This is a genomic window from Candidatus Symbiopectobacterium sp. NZEC151, assembly GCF_025962655.1.
GTDB lineage: Bacteria > Pseudomonadota > Gammaproteobacteria > Enterobacterales > Enterobacteriaceae > Symbiopectobacterium.
Window position 1 is genome coordinate 167066 of sequence record NZ_JAGFPE010000005.1, and the last position, 20186, is coordinate 187251.

Sequence of the window (20186 nt, forward strand, 5' to 3'; positions counted from 1 at the left end):
CGGTCGGCTTTTTTCTGATAAGCTGTTATTTGCTACAGCTGTCAGTGATTAAGGACAAATCGTGAGTCGCTTGTTGTTTCAAAATTGTTAACCATTTTGTAAACTACAGTGGCAAAAGACACGTCCCGGTGGAAGAGGGCGTTAAGACTCAATAATAATGACGTCACAGACCCGCCGGAAATCAATTAAGAGGTCATGATGAGTACAGAAATTAAAGCTCAGGTAGTGGTACTGGGTGCTGGCCCTGCGGGTTACTCTGCGGCGTTCCGCTGCGCGGACCTGGGGCTGGAAACCGTACTGGTAGAGCGCTACTCCACGCTGGGTGGTGTGTGTCTGAACGTGGGCTGTATCCCTTCTAAAGCGTTGCTGCACGTAGCAAAAGTTATCGAAGAAGCCAAAGCGCTGGCGGAGCACGGTATCGTGTTTGGCGAACCGCAAACCGACATCGACAAAATCCGTCTGTGGAAAGAGAAGGTTATCACCCAGTTGACGGGCGGTCTGGCCGGTATGGCGAAAGGCCGTAAAGTGAAAGTGGTCAACGGTCTGGGTAATTTTACCGGTGCCAATACGCTGGAAGTTGACGGTGCCGAAGGCAAAACCGTGATCAACTTTGATAACGCGATCATCGCCGCCGGTTCTCGTCCGATTCAACTGCCGTTTATTCCTCATGATGACCCGCGCGTGTGGGATTCCACTGATGCGCTGGAACTGAAAAGCGTTCCGGGACGTCTGCTGGTGATGGGCGGCGGTATTATCGGCCTGGAAATGGGCACCGTGTACCATTCGCTGGGTTCTCAGATCGACGTGGTTGAAATGTTCGATCAGGTGATCCCGGCTGCGGATAAAGACATCGTTAAAGTCTTCACCAAGCGCATCAGCAAGAAATTCAACCTGATGCTAGAAACCAAGGTGACGGCGGTAGAAGCCAAAGAAGACGGTATCTACGTCTCGATGGAAGGCAAGAAAGCCCCTGCTGAACCGCAACGTTATGACGCGGTGCTGGTGGCTATCGGCCGTGTACCGAACGGTAAAAACCTCGATGCCGGCAAAGCGGGCGTGGAAGTTGACGAGCGCGGCTTTATCCACGTTGACAAACAATTGCGCACCAACGTGCCGCACATCTACGCTATCGGCGACATCGTCGGTCAGCCGATGCTGGCGCACAAAGGCGTGCATGAAGGTCACGTAGCCGCTGAAGTTATCGCGGGCAAAAAACACTACTTCGATCCGAAAGTGATCCCGTCCATTGCCTACACCGAGCCGGAAGTGGCATGGGTTGGCCTGACAGAGAAAGAAGCGAAAGAGAAAGGTATCAGTTTCGAAACGGCTACTTTCCCGTGGGCGGCGTCTGGCCGTGCTATCGCGTCTGACTGCGCAGACGGCATGACCAAACTGATTTTCGACAAAGAAACGCACCGTGTTATTGGTGGCGCGATTGTCGGTACCAACGGCGGCGAGCTGCTGGGTGAAATCGGTCTGGCGATCGAAATGGGCTGTGATGCGGAAGACATCGCGCTGACCATTCACGCCCACCCGACGCTGCACGAATCTGTTGGCCTGGCGGCTGAAGTGTTCGAAGGCAGCATCACCGACCTGCCGAACCCGAAAGCGAAGAAAAAATAAGTTTTCAGGTTTGCAGGCATGAAAATCCGGCGCTCAGACGCCGGATTTTTTTTATCTCTGTTTTATCCCCGACAAAAGCTAGCACGCTAACACTTTTTACTTTTCCTGCTATACATCGAAAATCAAAACGGTATTTTAAAAACTGGCATTTTAAAAACCGGCATTTTAAAAATAGAGCAGGTTGATAGAGGAAAAGAGATGGCAACCATCAAATGGGCAATCATGGGCACCGGCACTATTGCGAAAAGCTTCGCACAAGGGCTGGGCCAGTTAAGCGATGCGGAGCTTTATGCCGTAGGTTCTCGTTCTTTGCAACATGCCGAACAGTTTGGCGAGCATTTTCCCGCGCAGAAATACTACGGCAGCTATGAGGCGTTGGTGAGCGATCCCGATGTCGACGTGGTCTACATTGCCACCCCCAACAGCGCCCATAAAGACAATATCTTGTTATGTCTGAATCACGGTAAATCAGTGCTGTGCGAAAAGCCGTTTACCCTGAATCGTCATGAAACCGCAGAGGTTATCCGCGTCGCGCGTGAAAAAAATCTTTTTCTGATGGAAGGCATGTGGACGCGCTTCTTCCCGGTTTATAGACAAGTCCGTGAATGGCTTGATGCCGATACTATCGGCCCGGTGCGTATGGTCAGCGCCGATTTCGGTTTTCGCCGTGAAGGGCCCGCCGAGGATCGCAAAGTGGGCTTGCATCGCGGCGGCGGCGCATTAATGGATGTCGGGGTTTACCCTATTTCGTTTGCATCCTGGGTCTTCCAGCAGGTTCCGTCCACGATCACCGGCGTTGCCAGCCTGTACGAAACCGGTGTGGATGACCTTTCGGCCATGACGCTGCTCTACCCGGATGGACAAGTGGCGGTGTTGTCCTGCTCGATCAACACCCCAACGCAAAAAGAAGCGCGGATTATCGGCAATAAAGGGACCATCGTTATTCCCGAATTCTCCAAAGCGACCTCCGCCACGCTGGCGGTGATCGGCGAAGCACCTATAACGGTAACCTCCCCGCTTGAAGGCAATGGCTATAACTACCAGGCCGCCGCTGTGATGGCATGTTTGCGCGCAGGAAAAACCGAATGTGAGCTGATGCCGCTCGATGAGAGCCAGGCGATTATGGCGCAGATGGATGAATTGCGGCGGCAGTGGGGGGTTGTGTTTCCGGGGGAGGATAAACAGTGATTTAAACAAGGTCGTGTGTGCGTTGGGCAATCACGACCTTGGTCTCTCTATTAGCAAATACGTTTTATTTGACAGCTTAAGTCGGAGTACGAGTAAATATGGGCGCTTGTTTGTTTTGCTCAAGCAAAGTGCCCGTCAATATCGCATCTTTTAAACTCGTATGTGACATTTTGGTGTTTGTCAGGCTGGCATTCTTCAGGTCTGATTTGTCTAATCTTGCTCTCGTTAGATTTGCGTATCGGAAATTGGCATTGGGGAGTTTCGCGTCGACCACACTTGCTCTGCTCAGATTGGCGTTAGAAAAATTGGCGCGCTCTAAATCAGCCCTATTCAGGATGATATTGTGTGCTTTGGCATGTGAGAAATTGGTATCAAAGCCGGTCACCGCCACTAATTTTGCATCTTGAAGGTTTGCTTCTGTGAAGTCGGTTGCACCGAGCGTTGCCTTATCCATATCCGTTTTGGACAAGTTCGCCCGGGAAAAAGAGGCTCCAGCCAAGTTGGCACCCGATAAGTTAGCCTTGTACAGATTTGTGCCTACTAACAATGATCCCGTCAGATTTGCGCCGGATAAGTCAGTTTTTGCCAGTTGCGCACCGCTCAAATCCATGTTAGTGAGATTGTTGTTAGCTAATGAGGTTGTGGCTAAATTAACATTGCGTAAATCAATTTTTCCTTCATTGGTCAACGGGGATGAGGGAAGAGGTAGGTGATGTTGGGCGCGAAATACCAGAGACTTACATACGTTTTTATAGATGGACGATTGAATTTTCCCCTGCGCCTTTTTACCGTTCTTCTCAACCTGAACATTTATCTGCGCGCCTTCGTTGTTTTTTCCAGGAGAGGTGAAGGTGATGGTGTATCCCGAATGGTTGACCGTCATTATTTCGGGTATTTCTCTCTCGGCGACAAGGGTGCTTGTTAATGCCTGAATAAATGCATCGTGCTTTCTTTCATTGGTGTCACGTAGACCGCCAAAACTAAAGAAATTCATAATGTATTCTAATAGTGTGCGGGGAGCGATGGCTTTGTCTTTGGCCGAATCAGTGCCTACACCGGTAACACAGGATACTATTTCTGACATGCTTGCGATGCTCATCTTTCGATCCCTAAATACAGTGAAAGGATTTATAATGACGAATTCCTTTTTTAATGCCATAGGGTGAAAGGAGGGGCTGGGATGGTTACCTCATCAATTCTATTGCCAGTATGCCCGTCGTTGTGTCTTCTGCGTGCAGTTGGCTGCCTGCAACGTGAAGCATGATGGGTATATGTGGCTAAAGAAAGCCACATATACCCTTGATACTCAGAATAACCCGTTATTACATCTTGTTTTTACAGCGTGAAAAGGCCAGGCGCAATGCGGCTCCGATTTCTTCATGAGTGCTATTATCAGGAATGATAACGTAATCGGATTCCGCAATGCCATTTCCAGACCAGCCATCGAGCCTGTCATGTACGGAAGGTCTTATGGTGAGCATGCCATTGAGTTGGCAAATGCCACACCGAAGCATGTTTTTAAACAGGGCCCTCTTTGTTTTGTAACTATAAGTATTCATCATCTCCCCCACCCATTGGTCGAATGAAATACTTGCGTTATCACGATCGAAGAAATGATGATCATCAGGGTCGACAACCCTGCTGGCTGATAATGCAGTCAGTAGGGTAATTCCGAGCACTTCATTACTGCATTCTGGCATAAGGAGATGACTTTTGGTTTCAGGGTCATCTCGTAATAATCCATAACCTGAATATGTTTCAATGCAATAGAAATCGTTATTAAATAGCGCGCCAGCATTAAGCCCCTGCTCTTGTGCCTGATTCATTCTTTCACCACCGTGATTTTAACTTTCACATTTTTCTCAGAACCATAGACTATGGCCTTGTTGGTTTGTTCCCACTGCTTGGGTTATGTCGTTTTCGGGATCGCGATGACCACCTCACGTTTAGAAATATTTGTTAATTTGTTGCGTGTCTGAAATTTACTCACCATTCCAGATGGTTTGATTTTACATGAGTGTAATAGTTATGGAGAAAAAAATCCCGACTCGATGGTCGGGATCTTCATCATTATTACTTAATCGGGTAATTGTAATGGTCTGGTATTTTATAATCTTCAGGGAAATTTTCTATATTGGGAATTCTTGAAAAAAGATCAATATCTTCTCTTGTTTGATAAAGAACCCCATAGATTCCAGATAAAAATGTTGATATACGTAACAATGCTGCTTGCATTGCTAATTCATCATTATTTTCTTTTGCTTTAAAAAATAATTTGATAGTTAAGTTAAGCTTTGCTACATCATCTTCAATGCTTTTAACGATTGAGTCATTTTCTGATAAATAAAGGCTATCTTTATCAAACTCTTTTCCAATGTTTTGTTTTAACACTTCTAAATAAATATCTTTAAATTGATCTAGCAGAATGATATCAATCATTTTGGTAATCTCCGTCCTTCAGCTCTGGCAGCCTTGGTTTTTGCATCATTATATGACCCATCTAGGTTAAGCACCGCTCTTACTTCTTTTCCTGTCATATCAAAAACTTCAATGTGGTTTCTATGTCTGGCATCTAAATAAAATTGGTCGCCTTTTTTAATGAAATCACCAATTGAATTTTCTGCTTTGTAAACACTCTGTCCTTGAAATTGCTTACTGGTCTTACTGGCTAACTCTTTTACTTGACTACCAAAACCCGGCTGCTTAAAGAACTCCCCGATATTACCAACAGCGCCTGCATTAGGTATATAGGGAACTTTCTTACCCGGCGTATTACCATCAACGGCTGGCTGCGTCACCTTTTTAGTAGAAGGATTTGGGCTCCCAATGCGGGTCTTAACCTTACCTCTGCCACCGACCGCAGCCATGGCAATCCCAAAGCCTTCTATAACATTCTTGGGAAGCTTTGTCATCGTGGCGAAATTTTCTACCCACTGATTATGGGCAAACGTCTCGCTGTCGGATAACCTATCCCCCGCAGTATAGGTGAAGAGTTGTAGCGACTCATATCCGGCGAAAGCGGGGTAATTTCCTACCCGGGTGCGCTCTTTTTGTATCCAGTAATTAGCCAGCTGCGCGTCTTCTTCCCGGGTCGAGGGATATTCTGCCATCAGTGCTTCATAGTGTTTGCGTTCCTCCGAGTTCAAAGACTCCTGACTGCTGCAATGCAATTTCCGGCAGGACGCGGCCATCAACCGGGCTTCTTTCTCTTTATTCCCTTTTGCCAGCGCAGCAATGGCTTCTAGCTCATCCTGATGCAGCTGCCGGTTGAAGCGTTCGACAATTTCACCGGTATTGGCTCCGCTATACACACCCGAAGCCTTGCCTGTGGCAATGGCACCGGCTAATGCACCAGAAAGTCGGCTGATTTGTGCCTGTTGCTCTTGCCAGTTTTCTGTTTTGGCAAGGTTGTCATTGATGATCACCCCCGCCAGTTCCGCTGCCAGCGCGCCCGCCGCCGCTCCCTTAGCATCTCCTCCTCCGATCTCGGCAGCGACGGCGGCCATTACCGCATGGCTCACCGCTTTACTTCCCGGTATGCCAAGGATCTGGCCGTTATTGCCAATCAGGAATGCGCCTTCCGCGTGGAGCTGACTGCCAACACTGCTTAACAGAGCGAGTTTGAGGTTGTCAGCAAAACTGCCGCCCTGAATGGCGGTGCCCAGCGCAGAGCTGACGACGGAGTGTGCCGCAACGCGTTGGGCAACGCTGTTCCAGGTGGCATTATCCGTGATAAGCAGCTTACTGGTGACGGGCGTGGTGCCCCCTTTCACGGCTGCGGTCCACCCCATGGCTTTGTCGAGTCCACCCAGGGCACCGCCAATAATCATGCTGGTGGCGAGTGATTTTACCGAGTCGCTGTTAGCCAGCGTTTTAAAGGTGGCGGGAAGGTCTCCTTTGTTCTGGGCCAACGCAACGGCGGCCTGTGAGGCGATGGTCGCCAGGCCCGCTTGTGCGGCGGCACCGGCGGTAGCGGATGCCATGGCGGCGGCGGAGGCAGAGGCACCAGCACTGGCTGCTGCACTGCCTGCGCTGCTGGCCGCCATACCCCCTACTGTCGTGGCTAACGAGGAACCATACGTTACCACCGCAGCGGCAACGGCAATGATGGCACCAAAGACCGGGTTGAGATTTGACACTTCATCGTACCAACTGGTGTAGGTGTCTTTGACCCGATTCCAGTTTACGTTCTCTTTGCTTTTAAGCGGTTTTAGCCATTCGTAGCCCGGCGAGTTGCCCAGAATATCGATGGCCTGCTCAAGGGATTGACCCGCTTTGGCTTTGACATCGGCATTGATGCCTTTTGCCGCAGTAACCGTGAGCTTACCCCCGGTGTAGATGCTGGGCAGTACCCATTTTCCTTCAATAAAGCCTTCGTCTTCATGGGTGATATAGACGCTTCGGGTATTGGTGATGGTTTGCTCAAAACGGGTATCTTTCACCGCTTTGTAATTGATTTTCCCTTTCTGGCTGGTGAGTCTGGCATTCTTGGCGGTATTGATTTTGGCGGCTTCCAGCGTGATATCATCACGCGCCATCAGGGTGATATCGCCCCCGGCAGTGAATTCGGTGACTTTATTACTTGAACTGGCTCTGTGATGGGTGATGGTTTTTTTTCCGAAAAGACACCCCCCAAAAACACTAACTCTCCCTTTACACTTTTTCTCCTCCTCTTCCCATTTATTAAACTCTTCCATGGCCTGAGCATAGAGAATCCCGCCTTTTGCGGCGATATCCATCGTGCCCTTGGCCACTAATTTGGTCGCCTGAAATAAGATGCTGCCATTGGATATTACTTTGAGGTTTTCACCGCTGCTTAATTCAGTGCTTTGCTGAGTATGATTTTCCGTGCTGTCATTAATATAGGTGTTGCGAACGGACTCGAAACGCATATTGCCATTGCTGGACAATGTAACATCACCGGCAGAGTGCAGTTTACTCCCTTGCACCCTCAGTGTACCGTTTGCCGCCAATGTTAATCCTTTTACCCCTTGAATATCTGCCCCCCAGTGACGTTCGTCTCTAGGGTTCTGTGTAGGATTGGGAATGGCCGAGTAGGGAACGGCATCTATCTCGATATTACGCCCTGCAACTACCGTTGTCTGGTTGGCTGCATTCACGGTGGCACCTCGCAGAGTGATTTCCTTCCCTGCCGTAAGTGTAATATTCTCTTTTGCCGTTAACTCCGGACGCATTTCCGGGCGGCGTTGGAATTTAAATGTGTCATCATCGCGATGCTCGAAAGGGCGAGGGATGATTCGGATGTTTTGACCTGCACCGATGGTGATGGCTTTATCGCTGGTTAACGACATCCCAAACAGAAGTACGTATCGGCCCGCTGAAAGGGTGATATCGCCAGCGCTTTCCCACAGGCCGATCTTTTTTATCTGTGTATCATCAATCGGTAGTTTTACGCCCAGCAAGGGGAATGTCAGTGGCGTCTCATGCTTGACCATTTTAATATCGGTACCGGCAGTGAGTGAAATTTGTCCGTTTTTTTCTAAGACAGCACCATTCAAATAAATCATTTTTCCTGCAAAAATATCCAGTTTTTCTTGTGCTGAAATTTCTGAGAATTGCAGTTTTTTATCTGAACCATAAAAACGATATATGTCATTATAAATTAACATATCGCCGGTGCGGGCCAGTAAGCTAATGTTTTTACCTTTTAGATGACCGTCCCTTATTGTAATTGCATTTCCAGATGTTATTGCCAGGTTGTTACCTGCATGAAGAGTTCCCTGGTATAATTTGATGCTATCGTCGGTGATGATTGAGAGATTTTTATTTGCTTTGATACGCTCTTGGAGAGTGGTTTTCTTGCTTTTTATTATAATGTTTTCTGCCGTGGCAACATCAATGGGTTCTTTTGATACCATATTGAGGAATTTAGGATCTTCACTTTTGTAATTCCAACCAAATGCTATTGAATCCTTAAAGTCGAGTGCCAGGTTTTTTCCTGCAATGATTTTTCCTGAATAGGTTTCATCATATATCCATATTCTTTCAATCTCTTCTTTGTCGGGGGGGGATGATAAGGCTGTTGATATTTTTCTGTTATTAGACCATCTTTGGTTATAAAAAACATCCCCGGTTAAAATAAGATTCTGTTTAGCCTCAATGTTACTTTGATAATTTTCGAACCGCTTAGCTCTGAGGTAGGAATTTTTCCCACTACTTATTACGGCATGAGGTGTGTGCGATTTTATCGTGGATTTTGTTATTGTGGTTTTGTTCGGTTCTATTTTTATCGGGGTTTTGATTTCACCTTTTATGACCGCTGGAGTGATCCCAAGCTGAGGTGGGAAAAAAGCAATGATTCCTATTTCTTTTCGGATGGGAAGATTTTCCTCACTAACCCTGGCAAGTAACGCCTTTTTATTCTCGCCAGAAACCTCTTCGGTATGAAAATCCATATTCTCAGGCCTGTTATATAAAGCGGCAGAGCGAATAATCACATCACCCTTATTGGTCTTAATGGTGCCTGAAATATTATCCACTAACGTACTCAGCGCGCCGGCGGCGTCTTTTTGTATCCACAAATTATCATTGGCCTGAATGAGCGCGTTACCTCCCCGGTTGGTCACGGTATCCGCAAACAGGCGCATATCCTTGCCAGCCACGATTTTCCCGGTGTTTTTCAGTGTGTGGGTGGCAAGCGTAATATCGCGACCCGCGTTGATGCTGCTGTTGTTAACCTCAATCGCTTTGCTGCTGATATTGAGGTCGGTTTTGGCATTGATGTTGCCAAGAGAGACTTTGCCATCCACCGTCATGGTGAGGTCGTTTTGTGCAGTAACGACGTTGGCCAGATTAACGCCCACGCCACTTTCACTGGCGACCAGCCGGATTTTATTGGCATACATGCCGCCCAGCGCTTTGGTGTCTACTGCCAGTGTCGGACGGGTGCCTTGCCCGGCAAGGTTTTTGACTGAGCCATCACGGTAGCTGATGCGGTTAGCCCCCTGTGTCAGCGCCAGATTCTGTGCGGTTATCTTGCCGTTCAGTTCCGTGGCACGGCTGATGATGTCAACGTACTCCTGTGCCTTTACGTCCATCCCTTTGCCGCCGATGATGACGCTGCCTTTTTGCACCTCCAGCGCATCCAGTGCGCCCTGCTTGTCAAACTGCGGTTTGCCGGTGGTCAGCGTGACGTTAGGGGTATTGATAAACCCGCAGCCGTCGCAGGTGATGCCGTTGGGGTTGGCAATCATCAGTTGGGCTTTATTGCCAAATACTTCCAGTTTGCCCATCAGCTCAGAGCGGCTGCCGCCCGTGACTTCATTGATAATCAGTTCAGCCGCGTTGCCCTTGAGGTTGGCGTTTGCATTCAGTTTGCCTGCCAGTTGCGATGCTCCCGCAGCGGTGGCGTTATTGAGCACGGCACCGGACGCATTGACGTTGAAATCCTGATACACATTGTGGGAAATGCCGGCGGCGTTGGGCGTTGCAATATTCACCACTGGCACGTTGCCTGCCTGCACGTGGGTGTTGCCATTAGCGGACTTGATACCCGCCGCGAAGGCAGGGTGTAGCGGATACACCGCCGTCATATAAATCAGCAGATAGCTGATACCGCGGCTGATTGGGGGGGAAGGTGTCTTCATCGTGTTATCTCCTTTCAGTGTTGTCCATGTTGTGTCGGGTTGACGTAACCTGTTGAAACTAGAAAGCGAGTGTGGTTTGCCAGTAAAGTGCCCAGCGATCGGGGGCCAGCGTATCGGGGTGGATGAGAGGTTTTCCGAGCGTGATGCTGTGAGCGAAATGTCGTGCATTGAGCGTCAGACCTAATGCGGCACCGACGATGCTGCCACCCTCGGTGCGGCCACGCTGTTTTTTTACCCAGCCACCGTCAAGCGCGGCAATCAGCGTTATATCGCCCAGTGCGGAGAAGATGCCCGGTTGCCAGTTGATCTCGTTGCGCCAGTAAGCCCCCTGCACGCCGCTGAGTGATTGCTCTTTAAACCCGCGCACCGAGTAATGGCCGCCAACTGCAATCTGCTCGTTGGTGTGAAGATTGTGTTGCGAGGTTTGGGCATAGGCGCTGGTGAGGTAATAGAGCGAAGGGGCGAGGGGAAAGAGATAGCTGGCGCTGATGCTGTATTTAAGGAACTGGCTGCGCGGGGCATCTGGTGCATGCGGTCGATCTTTTGTGGCGCCCAAGCCGCGCAGCCCCCAGCTCACGGTGGGATTAAGGGTGGAAAATCCCTTGCCTATCCGGCGGCTGTAATGCGGACTGAGAGCTATACTGTTTACCGTCGTGCTGCTATTGGTCAACACACGGTCGGCGAGGCGGTTCTCTGTGCGTCGGCGTGTGAGCGCCACATCGAATGATAGTTTCTGGTTACCATCACGAAACAACGTGCGGTTAATGCCAAAGCGCTGTGACTGTGACATCCCCTGATAGCGCCAGCGGCTACCGGGAATGGGCTGATGAAAATCATTCCAGTGGTGTTGATAGCTAAATAGCCAATAGCCATAAGGTAATGTGACGCCGCCTGAAAGACTACGATTACGCCTGTCTCTCTGAAATGTCGCATTGCGGGTAGCTGAGAGATTCCAGCGTTCGGCAAGCTGGAACGGGTTATCCAGCGTGGCGGAGCTGCTCATCTGGGCAACGCCGGTATTTTTTTGTCCGCTGTTATCTGCACTGAAACTCACGCTGGCGGGAAACGCTTTGCGCTTACTCACAATCAGTATCCGCGAGTAGCCTGATTGATGACCGGGTTGGATATCGATCGTCACCGGTTGGGATGTCAGTCGGTTGAGCTGCTCTAACCCTTGCTCGAGATCGCGCAGGTTTAAAAGGCGTCCCTGATTGCCGGGAAAGACCATGGCAAGTGAGTGCGGTGTTTTTCCCTGCTGAGTGATGGACTCGATTCGGCCTTCTGTTATGGCAATGCGCAAGACGCCCGTGGAGACATCCTGTTCCGGTAACCACGCCTGTGAGGTGACATAGCCGCGCTCCAGATAGCGTTGAGAAATCGCGCGCACCAGTTGGCGCATGTGAGAGACCGTCAGGCAGCGATGCTGCCAGGGCGCAACGATGGTTTTTTGGGTAGGCAGGGAAAGAACGGTACTTCCCTCTATAGCGATGTGGCGGACATTGCGGCACACACCTTCGTCTTGTTCAGGCTGTACTTCTGGCGGGGCGGAGGGAGACTGCTGTTGCCGCAGTGATTCACGCTGCTGTTCCGCCTGTTCTAACAGCGCTTTTTGCTGCTGTTCCACTTCTGTTCGGTCTGTGGGGAATGTTTCACTGGCTGAAGGCGTTGTTCCATAAGCATGCGTGGATAAAAACAGTAATAACAGTGATATAGACCTCATAATGCATCTCCCCTTTACATGGAATTACATTTTTCTCAGTCTACGCGCGGCGAAATTTTCAGGTTTAAATAGGATTGAATCGTATATTTATGGTTTAAAATATTGCAAATAATGATCATTATGAAATTTATTATTGTTAGTGTTGGAATGTGCTGTATGTCACGTAACAGTGCGCGTAATACAACATATTCGCCTGCTAAGGGATGCTTGCGGTGATTGCTCATAGTGTGGCGAGCGCACATTTATTTTTTTCCCAGCGCCTTACAATAAATTCTCAAAAAGAAACGGTGTTTTATTTTAAGGGCTCTTATCATGCGCATTCCGGTACGCTTCTGCGCTGCGCTTATGGCGGCGTGTTTCTGTAGTGCTTCAGCGATGGCGAACGACATGACTTACCAAACGTCTGCGGTAACCGAAGAGGGGTTGCCGGTGTTCTATCCCGAACTCAAACAGCAGCTTACCTATCCGGGATCCTGGCTGTCAGGCAATGAGAAGGATTTTGCTGCTTGGAAAATCGAGGCGCGCCAGAAACTGCGGGCAATGTTGCTGACGCCGGATTCGCACCGCGATTTTGCCCCTGCGACCCTAGAACGCGAAGAGCGGGATGGCTATATTGCTGAGAAGGTGGCATTCAATATCACCGACCAAAGCCGGGTGGCGGGGCTGCTGCTAACGCCCAAAACTCCGGGGCCGCATCCGGCGATCATCTTGTTGCACGATCACGGCTCGAAGTTTGATATCGGCAAAGAGAAGATGATCAAGCCATGGGGCAACGCTGAGAAACTGGCATCGGCGCAGGCGTGGGCCGATAAATTTTTCACTGGGCGTTTTGTCGGTGACGAGTTGGCGAAACGCGGCTATGTGGTGTTGGCGGTAGACGCTATTGGCTGGGGAGATCGCGGCCCGCTGAAGTATGAGCAGCAACAGGCGCTGGCGAGCAACTTCTTCAATCTGGGCCGATCGCTGGCGGGCGAGATGGCATATGAAGATATGCGCGCTACCGATTTTCTCGCTTCGCTCAAGCAGGTGGATGCCAAACGTGTAGGTGTCGTCGGGTTCTCGATGGGGGCTTACCGCGCCTGGCAACTGGCGGCGCTTTCCGACAAGGTGGCGGCAACGGCCGCCGTTTCGTGGATTGGCACCTATGACGGGCTAATGACGCCGGGCAATAACGTGCTGCGTGGTCAGTCTGCGTTCTATATGTTGCATCCCGGTTTGCCTGCGCAGTTTGATTTCCCCGATGTGGCAAGCGTAGCGGCACCCAATCCTATGCTGTTCTTTAACGGTGGCAAAGATAAGCTGTTCCCAGAAAGTGCGGTGCAAGGGGCCTACGATAAGATGCACCGCGTGTGGAAATCACAAAATGCCGACAGCAAGCTGGAAACCAAAATGTGGCCTGAGTTAGGGCACGTGTTCTATCAGGAACAGCAGGCGGAAGTGTTTAGCTGGCTGGATCGTTACTTAATGCCAAAACCGTAATGTCATAGGCGCGGGGTACATCGCCGCGCCTATGGGTAGCGCTTTCTCCGTTAACTGAGCAACAGCTGATTCAGGTAGGCGATATCGCCCGGTTTATTCAGCGCGCAGCTTGCCTGAATCCGCGCAATGTCGAGCTGCGGCAGTGAGTGGATGTTTTGTCGCAGTTTGGCGTTCAGGTCTGTTTTGCGCGCTACGGTTTGCTGACGTGTGACGCACTCAGTCAGGCTTGAGCCATCTGTCAGGTGCAGCGTCACACGGTGAAAGCGCGCGTCAGGGTTAAGCTCATCCGGCGGTGCGCTGGCATCCGGTTGACGTTGCACTTTATCCGCCAGCGCCGCGATAACCTTATCAACCGGGCCTTCGGCAAAGCGCGCCAGCGTCAGTTCTCCTTCCAGCAGGCCCGCCGCAATCACATACTCCAGGCTGAAGCGTCCCTCCATGCCGGTGGTGGCTGTATGAATAAACGGCGCAACGTCTCCACCGGGGGGAAACGCAACGGTAATGCTCTCAACGCGGGCGATCAGCGAGTGGATATCATCGTGCTGCGCCAGCCATTGCTGGCGTAGTGCAAACGCGGCTTCTCCCGCGCTGTGTGTGCCGCCACAGGTGGGATAGCTTTTGAATTCCAGACCGGGCGTGACAATACGCCAGGGCGCACCCCAGTTTTCGTGCAATTTCTCTGGGTGTTGCTGACCGTCACCGTGTGATGACAGAAAATCATCCAGTACCTGCGTGGCGTTTCCGCTAAACCCCGCCAATGCCAGCTTAGTGGCGGTTAACCCGGCGCGCGCCGCCAGCCCGGCGTGCAGCGGTTTTACCGCCGATCCAAACTGCGCACGCAGCCCTGCAGCCTGCGTTGCCGCCAGCCCGAGAATGTTCTGTGTTTGTGCCACCGAAGCGCCGAGCAAGCGCGCAGTGGCAGCCGCGGCGGCAACCGCACCGAGTGTCGCGGTATTGTGATAGCCGAGGCCGTAGTGACGTGCGCCAGCCGCGAGCCCGATGCGCCCGGCAACTTCCACGCCAATCACATAGGCGGCAAGAAAATCCGCTTCGCGTAAGCGGGTATCTTCGGCGCTCAGTGCAAATAACGCAGGTAGAATCACCGTGCTCGGATGGCCGCGAAAGGCGGGATGGTAGTCATCAAAGTCGAGCGCGTGCCCCACATAGCCCAATATCACACTGCGCGTCAGGCTGTCCGGCGCGGAAAACACCTGACGCAGTGGCGTCAGATTGCTGTCGTGAATGGCACCTTGGGCAATGGGCAGGGCAGTGGCAACAAAATCCATCACGCCGTCGCGCGCGGCGTCGAGCGCGGCAGTATCCGGTAGGGTATTAACGATGTGATGAGCGAGTGTGGCGGTGATATCGTGCGATGTGGTCATTTGAAAAGGCAATCAAGTAAATACATGAATGCCTATAGGTATAATTGAAACCACCGTACGCTGTATAGCGCAAATTTTGCATTAGCATTGCATCACACTTAGAAACGGTCTTTAAGCTGCCCCGGAGTGATGCCAAATGCGCGGCGAAAAGCCGTGGAGAAATTGGCCGGGCTGTTATAGCCCGCCACATGGGCGGCCTGCGCGATACCGAGTCCCTCTTTTTGCATGGCGACCATGGCGCGTTGCAGTCGATTGCGGCGCAGGTACTCAAACACGCTCATATTAAACGCCTGACGAAAATGGCGCTGTAAGGTGCTTTCACTCATGTTGACCTGCTTCGCTATCTCTTCCATCGACAGTTGATCCGCCGCGCCGCTTTCCAGCATATCGCGTACTTCCTGCACCCGATGGTAGATACGCAGGGGTACACGCGCATTTTTTTCCTGCGCGGTGCTCAGCAATGAGCTGAAGGCTTCAACGATCAGGCTCAGGCATTGGGATTCCAATTGCAAACGCTGCAACGGCGTGGAGCAGGGATCGGAATTGAGGATCTGCATGGCGATCGCCATCGCCTGACGTGACGGCATCCAGTGGTGCACCGCTAAATGTGTCTGGGTGAAGTCATAGAGCGTGCGCCACTCGTCAACGGAGTCCAAAAGATTGCCGTACAGCCACTCGCGGCTAAAGGTGAGCGACAGGGTGCGTTCGTACTCATCGCGCTTGCCGATGCGGGTGAACAGCACCGGAGACATCAGCGATACCAGCGAGGCGGGCTGCGCCTTGTTGAGATGCAATTGCTGGTGGTCATAGCTGACCTGTGCCTGTCCATTGACCACGATAGCCAGTTTGATCGCATCTTCCAACTGACCCTGCGTTTTCATGTTGTGCAAATTGATCACATCAGCGGTGTGCAAAATCAGGTGGCGATTGAGCGGCATCACGCTAAAGCTGCCGTACAACACCGGTGTTTCATCAATCAAGCGCGGTCCGACAAAGCGGTACTGGTTAGAGACCAGGCTGGACTGCTGAACGATATGATCTTTGTAAATCGCCTTGGAGGATGGAACGCTGCTATGCACGAGTCTCTATCACCTATGGTTAACGTGGTTTTTTACCATCCATATTGGCGCTTATGCAAAAGACTTTGCGTCTGGCGCAAACCCTTTCCAGAAGCACAAATGTAACAATGTCGGCGTCAAATTGGTAATGCAAATACTTCTCAGTAGCATTTTTCGTCTTTATGATGTCGAATGACTGCAATGAGAGTGGCGCATGCCTGACAAGCGGAGAGGGTAACGCCATACAGAAGACCATGACGCACTGCGCACCTTCCCGATAAACCGCCGCTCCCGCCGGTTTTCTCTCCGACTTCGACAACTATTTTCCGATGCCGCCCATGTGCACATTCGCCATGGCTGAGGGCATTTTTCTTACTTATGACAGCATTACAGGGCGACTCTGATGAAAAAACGATTTTCCCGCCACACTCTGGCGACCTTGATCGGTGCCAGCTGTGGCGCTGCGTCTTTGCTGGTCTCAGCGCAAGCGGCAACCCCCACTGAGGTTGAACAAAACAGCGGCGATACCATGGTGGTGACGGCAGCGGAACAAACGCGTCAGGCACCGGGCGTGTCGGTCATTACCCAGGAAGATATCCAGCGCCGCCCGCCGGCGAACGATCTCTCTGAGATCATCCGTACCATGCCGGGCGTCAACCTGACCGGTAACTCCACCAGCGGATCGCGCGGCAACAACCGCCAAATCGACATTCGCGGCATGGGGCCGGAAAACACCTTGATTCTGATCGATGGCAAACCGGTTTCCAGTCGTTCGTCAGTGCGTTACGGCTGGCGCGGTGAGCGCGATACCCGCGGTGACACCAACTGGGTGCCGAGCAATATGGTGGAACGCATCGAAGTGCTGCGTGGCCCGGCGGCGGCACGCTACGGCAACGGTGCTGCGGGTGGCGTGGTGAATATTATCACCAAACAGCCTACCGATGAGTGGCACGGTGCGTGGAACAGCTATATGAGCTTCCCTGAGCACAAATCAGAAGCGGCCACCAAACGTACCGATTTTAACCTGATGGGCGGCCTGACCGATACCCTGAGCATGCGTCTGTACGGTAACTACAGCAAAACGCAGGCCGATGCCTGGGATATCAACAATGGCCATCAGCTATCACCGAAAGCGGCTATTCCTGCCGGGCGTGAAGGGGTGCGTAACAAAGATATTAACGGCTTGCTGCGTTGGGAGTTTATGCCACAGCAGACGCTGGAATTTGAAATGGGTGCCAGCCGCCAGGGTAATATCTATGCGGGTGATACCGAGAACAACAACGGCAAAGTAGATACCCAGTCGCTGTACGGTCAGGAAACTAACCGTATGTACCGTCAGAAATATGCGGTTACCCATCGTGGTTATTGGGATAGTGGTATAAGCACGCTGTCTTACCTGCAATATGAAAGAACCCAGAACACGCGTATTGATGAGCCTACCTCGGGTGGTCCTGCGGGACGTCCGTTGCCGAATAAGCCATACAGCACCATCAAGTTAGATGCATACACTGCCCATAGCGAAATGAATATTCCGTTTGAGGCGCTGTTTAATCAAACGGCGACAGTGGGCTTGGAATGGGTTGAACAGAAGATGCAGGACCCTTCCTCCAATAACCAAGCGACAGATGAAGGCGGAAGCATCGGTACTATTGCGGATACTAACCGCAGCCATGATATCTCTGCCCGTATTGCTTCCGTATTTGTCGAAGACAATATCGAAGTCACCGACAGCACCATGCTGACACCAGCACTACGTCTCGATCATCATAGCATTGTGGGTACCAACTGGAGCCCGTCGCTGAATCTGTCACAGCAATTGGGCGAGGACTTTACCCTGAAAATGGGTATCGCGCGTGCTTATAAAGCACCAAACCTCTATCAACTGAACCCGAATTACCTGCTGTATAGCCGTGGTAATGGTTGTAATGGTGCGGGCTCGTGCTACTTGATGGGGCGTGACGATCTCAGCGCAGAGACTAGCGTCAATAAAGAGATTGGCCTTGAATTTAAACGTAATGGCTATCAAGCGGGTGTGACGTATTTCCGTAACGATTATCGCAATAAGATTGAATCTGGTGTTACCAAGATTGGTAACGCTGTTGGCGGAAGCACGACAGGAAGCACCGCGAGGTATGCCAATGCCAACATTTTCCAATGGGAAAACGTACCTAAAGCGTTAGTGGAAGGGCTGGAAGGTTCTTTGACGGTACCTGTTACGGAAACCATCAGTTGGAATAACAACATCACCTGGATGCTGCGTTCTGAAAACAAAACGACGGGAGAATACCTGTCGATTACGCCAGAATTTACGCTGAACTCCTCTGTTAGTTGGCAGGCAACCGACGATCTTTCCTTCCTGGGTAAAATGACCTGGTATGGTCGTCAGAAACCGAAGAAATACAACTATCAGGGTACGCCAGTGGCATCAATTCCACTGACGGCTGCCTATGATACTAACGAGGTGAGTCCGTATGCGGTGTTTGGTTTAAGTTCAACCTATAAAGTGAACAAAAACCTGAGCATTACCGGAGGGGTGGATAACCTGCTCGATAAACGTCAGTTCCGTAAAGGCAATGCTCAATCATTGACCAGTACCGATGATAACACTGGAGTGACTTCAATCACTAGCTACGGTGCAGGCGCAGCCACCTTTAACGAACCGGGTCGTACGTTCTATGTAAGCGTCAACACTTCGTTCTAAGCGATATAAAAACCAAACCCCCGGCGAGCGCGAAACTCGCCGGGGGTTTTTTTATGCGGTGTAGAACCGTGGATTAGCCGATAATCAGCTTGCCCAGCGTCAGCCCCACCACCACGGAAACCACCACATTGACCAATCCAGGTCGCATAAAGCTGTGGTTTAGCACGTACTTGCCAATGCGAGTGGTGCCGGTGTCGTCAAAGGCCAGCGCGGCGAGGCACTGTCCGGCAACCGGAATAAAGAAGTAACCGTTTACCGCAGGCCAGGAGCCAATCAGCGCATAAGCCGGTAACCCCAGTGCCAGCCCGAGCGGCAGCAGGATCAGCGTGGTCGCCGCCTGACTGCTGACCATGGCTGAAACAAAGAACATCATGATGGCGATAAGCCAGGTGTGGGACTGAAGCAGGGTCTGCACTTCCGCTTTGATCAGCCCAATATGGCTGCTGACAAAGGTTTCGCTCATCCAGGCAAGGCCAAACGCGCACACGATAGCCAGCGCACCGGCACGAAATACGGTGCCGCTCAGGATGTTATCAATCGGTGGGCGACACAGCAGTACGATGATGCAGGAAAAACTCAGCATCACCATTTGAATGGTGGCGGACATCGACAGCGGCTGAAGGCCCTTGGCGGTTTCCACCAGCGGGCGCAAGCCGGGGATCAGACCAAGCAGCACAATCACCACCGCACCGGTCAGAAACAGCAGCACCGACAGCTTGGCATGCGGTGCGATTTCAACGCTTTTCTGCGTGTGTTCGACAGGTTTAAGCAATCCTGCCGCCAACCGGCGCTGATATTCCGGGTCATCTGCCAGCTCTTTGCCCTTGTTAAACGTAGCCACAGCGCCAGCCGCGACGCCGATCAAGGTGGCAGGCACGCAAATCATCATAATGGTGGCGATAGAAACCCCCAGCGGTGCCATCAAACCGATCATGGCAGCCATCGCGGCCGAGATCGGGCTGGCGGTAATCGCCTGTTGCGAGGCGATCACGGAAATCGACAGCGGACGTTCCGGGCGGATCCCTGAGCCACGGGCAACTTCAGCGATGACCGGGAGCAGGCTATACACCACGTGCCCGGTGCCCGACATAAAGGTGAAGAGGTAGCAGATAAAGGGGGCCAGCAGGGTAATGTGGCGCGGGTGGCGGCGTAGCATTTTCTCCGCTAACCGTACCAGAAGATCCAGCCCGCCGGATGCCTGCAACGAGGAGGCTGCCAGCACCACGGCCAGAATAATTAAAATCACGTCAATCGGTGGGGAAGAGGGTGTCAGGCCAAAAACAAACACCAGTACGGCGACGCCGAGACCGCCCACCATCCCTAAAAATACCCCTCCGACCCTGGCACCAAAAACCAAAGCAACGAGAATAAAGGCTAATTCCGTCCAAAACATACCTACCCCCAGATTATTACGGGCTGAATGCCAGA

The 20186-nt window shown here is 51.4% G+C and carries 12 protein-coding genes; 4 read left to right on the forward strand and 8 right to left on the reverse strand.

Annotated features, from left to right (window positions below; translation table 11 throughout):
• Window positions 1-198: 198 nt before the first annotated feature.
• Both lpdA and J5067_RS16175 read left to right on the forward strand, forming a co-directional pair.
• Window positions 199-1623: a dihydrolipoyl dehydrogenase gene (lpdA, locus tag J5067_RS16170; RefSeq protein WP_264651624.1), complete on the forward strand. Its 1425-nt coding sequence runs from the start codon at window positions 199-201 to the stop codon at window positions 1621-1623.
• Window positions 1624-1821: 198 nt separating this feature from the next.
• Window positions 1822-2811: a Gfo/Idh/MocA family protein gene (locus tag J5067_RS16175; RefSeq protein WP_264651547.1), complete on the forward strand. Its 990-nt coding sequence runs from the start codon at window positions 1822-1824 to the stop codon at window positions 2809-2811.
• 76 nt (window positions 2812-2887) lie between these two features.
• Here J5067_RS16175 and J5067_RS16180 read toward each other — a convergent pair whose 3' ends face one another.
• The 5 genes from J5067_RS16180 to J5067_RS16200 all read right to left on the reverse strand — a co-directional run bounded on the left by J5067_RS16180 (window position 2888) and on the right by J5067_RS16200 (window position 12138).
• Window positions 2888-3910 (reverse strand): pentapeptide repeat-containing protein, encoded by a 1023-nt coding sequence (locus tag J5067_RS16180; protein WP_264651548.1) that lies wholly within the window; start codon window positions 3908-3910, stop codon window positions 2888-2890.
• Between the two features lie 223 nt (window positions 3911-4133).
• On the reverse strand, window positions 4134-4637 hold the full coding sequence (locus tag J5067_RS16185) for a contact-dependent growth inhibition system immunity protein (RefSeq protein WP_264628119.1): 504 nt from the start codon (window positions 4635-4637) through the stop codon (window positions 4134-4136).
• A gap of 247 nt (window positions 4638-4884) precedes the next feature.
• Window positions 4885-5250: a hypothetical protein gene (locus J5067_RS16190; RefSeq protein ID WP_264628120.1), complete on the reverse strand. Its 366-nt coding sequence runs from the start codon at window positions 5248-5250 to the stop codon at window positions 4885-4887.
• Window positions 5247-10418, reverse strand: a complete 5172-nt coding sequence (locus J5067_RS16195) for a DUF637 domain-containing protein (RefSeq protein ID WP_264651549.1) — start codon at window positions 10416-10418, stop codon at window positions 5247-5249. Before J5067_RS16195 ends, J5067_RS16190 begins: the two co-directional genes overlap by 4 nt.
• Before the next feature lie 58 nt (window positions 10419-10476).
• The gene (locus J5067_RS16200; protein ID WP_264651550.1) at window positions 10477-12138 is read right to left on the reverse strand and encodes a ShlB/FhaC/HecB family hemolysin secretion/activation protein; all 1662 of its coding nucleotides are present in this window, start codon (window positions 12136-12138) and stop codon (window positions 10477-10479) included.
• Between the two features lie 312 nt (window positions 12139-12450).
• Between J5067_RS16200 and J5067_RS16205 the strand changes: the two genes are divergently transcribed.
• A complete protein-coding gene (locus tag J5067_RS16205; RefSeq protein ID WP_264651551.1) occupies window positions 12451-13617 on the forward strand; it encodes a dienelactone hydrolase family protein in 1167 nt (388 codons plus the stop codon).
• A 50-nt stretch (window positions 13618-13667) separates the two neighbouring features.
• Here the strand turns inward: J5067_RS16205 and J5067_RS16210 are convergent, their stop codons facing one another.
• Both J5067_RS16210 and J5067_RS16215 read right to left on the reverse strand, forming a co-directional pair.
• Window positions 13668-14999: an MmgE/PrpD family protein gene (locus J5067_RS16210; protein WP_264651552.1), complete on the reverse strand. Its 1332-nt coding sequence runs from the start codon at window positions 14997-14999 to the stop codon at window positions 13668-13670.
• A gap of 98 nt (window positions 15000-15097) precedes the next feature.
• Window positions 15098-16078 carry an AraC family transcriptional regulator gene (locus J5067_RS16215; RefSeq protein ID WP_264651553.1) on the reverse strand — a complete coding sequence of 327 codons (981 nt, stop codon included), beginning with the start codon at window positions 16076-16078 and terminating at the stop codon, window positions 15098-15100.
• Window positions 16079-16460: 382 nt separating this feature from the next.
• Between J5067_RS16215 and J5067_RS16220 the strand changes: the two genes are divergently transcribed.
• A complete protein-coding gene (locus J5067_RS16220; protein ID WP_264651554.1) occupies window positions 16461-18758 on the forward strand; it encodes a TonB-dependent siderophore receptor in 2298 nt (765 codons plus the stop codon).
• Between the two features lie 73 nt (window positions 18759-18831).
• Here the strand turns inward: J5067_RS16220 and J5067_RS16225 are convergent, their stop codons facing one another.
• Complete coding sequence (locus J5067_RS16225; RefSeq protein ID WP_222158163.1) at window positions 18832-20151, reverse strand: anaerobic C4-dicarboxylate transporter family protein; 1320 nt, start codon at window positions 20149-20151, stop codon at window positions 18832-18834.
• Window positions 20152-20186: the final 35 nt, after the last annotated feature.